Raw genomic sequence first — 2196 nt, 5'->3', positions numbered from 1 at the left:
CAGACTGTGCTCTTCCGATCTCGCCCACCGGGCGCCGCCGGACCCCGTCCGGGCGGCCCCGGCACGGACCCCGGGGAGGGGGTTCGCGGTGTGCGGGGCGTCCGGTTCGATCCGGACGACCTCCCGGGTCAGGCCGCCCCGCACACCGCCCACACGTCCGCACCCGCCCACACGTCCGCCCCCGTCCGCCGCCCCGCCTCCCGGCCGGGCACGTCGGCCTCGGATCTGAACGCGGGCCTGGACTCGCGGGACGCGGCACCACCTCCCGCGTCCGGCGTCCGGCCAGGTGGCCGGGTGCGACCGGGCGTGCCGGGGTCAGGCGGTTCCGGAGCCGGTGCGGGCCGCTTCCCCGGCGGGGACGGCGCCGTCCGTCCGGGAGGTGCGCCACAGCCAGACGAGCCCGATGACCGGCAGGACGAGCGGCACGTACCCGTAGCCGCGGCCGAAGCCGGACCAGACGGTCGCGTCCGGGAACGCGGACGCGTCGGCGAGGCTCAGCGTCCCGACGACGAGCACGCCGAGCAGTTCCACCGAGCACGCCGCGACGGCGATCCGCCGCGACGTCCGGCCGCCGAGCGCGAGCGCCACCGTCGCCAGCACGTAGATGACGGCGGCGACGGCCGACAGCAGGTAGGCGACCGGGGCCTTGGAGAACTCGGTGCCGATCTGGACCCCGGCGCGCGCGCCCGCCGCCAGCGCGAACAGCGCGTAGACGGCGACGAGCAGCCGCCCGGGACCGCTGCGCGTGGTCGCCTCCGGACGTTCAGACATTGGTCCCCTGCCACAGCTGTTGCATACGGACGATCATGATGGCGACGGCCAGGCAGGCCACGACGATGACGCCGGGCCCGTAGCGCGAGCGTTCGAGCAGCCCCCAGCCCGCGCCCGCGGGCGGGATCACCAGGATCGCCAGCAGGTAGCCGACGAAGGTCGCCGAACCGTGCGGGCCCTCGCCGCCCGACAGCTTCACGAACCCCACCACCGCCTGTGTGACGAGGAGCACCTCCAGCACCCCGAGGGCGACCAGGTGCGGCACCCCCATCGCCTGGTTCCGCCAGGCGCTCCAGAGGCTGTAGGCGGCCGCGAGCAACGACACCACGATGATCACGGTGGCCAGGGCGTTCGTCATAGGGCCCCAAGACTACTACGCACTGTAGAACTTCCCGTCCGGCGCGCCTCCGGCACGCGCGGGTGACGTGTGGGGCGGCGGTCAGCGGGAAGGCCGTGCGGACGAAACGACAGGGAACCGCAGTCGAGCCGGACGGAACGGACATGGAATCATGTCGCCTGTGAAGGCGCTGGAGTGGCTGAACCTGACCCGGCACGGTGAGAGCACCGCCAACGTCGCGTGGCGTGCCGCGCACGAGCGCGGCGCGGAGGAGACCGGCGTCACCGAGCGCGACGCGGACGTGCCGCTGTCCGACCTCGGCCGCGCCCAGGCCGCCAACCTGGGCCGCTGGCTCGCCGGCCGGCCCGCGGACGAACGCCCCACGCTGGTCTATTCCTCCCCCTTCCGGCGCGCCCTCGACACCGCCCGCATCGCCCTCGACGAGACGCCGCTCGACCTGGCCGTCCACATCGACGAGCGGCTGCGCGACCGGGACCAGGGCATCCTGGAGGGCCTGACCGGGACGGGCATCCGGCGGCGCCACCCCGAGGAGCACGAGCGCAAGCTGAAGCTCGGCAAGTTCTACTACCGGCCGCCCGCCGGCGAGTCCTGGGCCGACCTCGCGCTGCGGCTCCGCTCGTTCTACCGGGACCTGGCCGAGGACGCGGCGGGCGAGCGGGTGCTGATCGTCGCCCACGACGCCATCGTCGTGACCACCCGCTACCTGGTGGAGGGCCTCACCGAGCAGGAGGTGCTGGAGATCGAGAAGGACCCGATCGCCAACGCCTCGATGACCCGCTGGCGCCGCGGCGGCGACCGCCTCACCCCGGTCGTCTACAACGACATCGCCCACCTGTCCGAAATGCCCGCCGCGAGCTGACCGGACGCCCTCCCGCGTCCGCCGCGCCGCTCCCGCGGAACGCGCAGGTGGGAGGCGCGGGCGGCGACGCCGGACGGCCCTGGGCGGCGAACGCCCCGCCGGACGGGCAGAATGCGGGCATGACCGAAACCTCCAGGACCGCCGACGGCCGGGTGGTCGTCGTGACCGGGGCGAACGGCGCCGCGGGACGAGCCGTGGCGGAGCGGCT

The 2196-nt window shown here is 74.6% G+C and carries 3 protein-coding genes; 1 reads left to right on the top strand and 2 read right to left on the bottom strand.

Annotated elements, in window-relative coordinates; genetic code table 11:
* Positions 1 to 315: 315 nt before the first annotated feature.
* On the bottom strand, positions 316 to 771 hold the full coding sequence (locus tag AB0J52_RS37300) for a hypothetical protein (RefSeq protein ID WP_500187661.1): 456 nt from the start codon (positions 769 to 771) through the stop codon (positions 316 to 318).
* On the bottom strand, positions 764 to 1129 hold the full coding sequence (locus AB0J52_RS37295; protein WP_500187660.1) for a hypothetical protein: 366 nt from the start codon (positions 1127 to 1129) through the stop codon (positions 764 to 766). Before AB0J52_RS37295 ends, AB0J52_RS37300 begins: the two co-directional genes overlap by 8 nt.
* A 151-nt stretch (positions 1130 to 1280) precedes the next feature.
* Here AB0J52_RS37295 and AB0J52_RS37290 point away from each other — a divergent pair, with 151 nt between their 5' ends.
* The gene (locus AB0J52_RS37290; RefSeq protein ID WP_500187658.1) at positions 1281 to 1988 is read left to right on the top strand and encodes a histidine phosphatase family protein; all 708 of its coding nucleotides are present in this window, start codon (positions 1281 to 1283) and stop codon (positions 1986 to 1988) included.
* The last annotated feature ends 208 nt before the right edge of the window (positions 1989 to 2196 follow it).

It is taken from the genome of Spirillospora sp. NPDC049652, from assembly GCF_040675125.1.
Classification (GTDB): Bacteria; Actinomycetota; Actinomycetes; order Streptosporangiales; family Streptosporangiaceae; genus Spirillospora.
The sequence above is the reverse complement of the archived record's forward strand: the minus strand, read 5'-3'. Positions and strand labels throughout refer to the sequence as shown.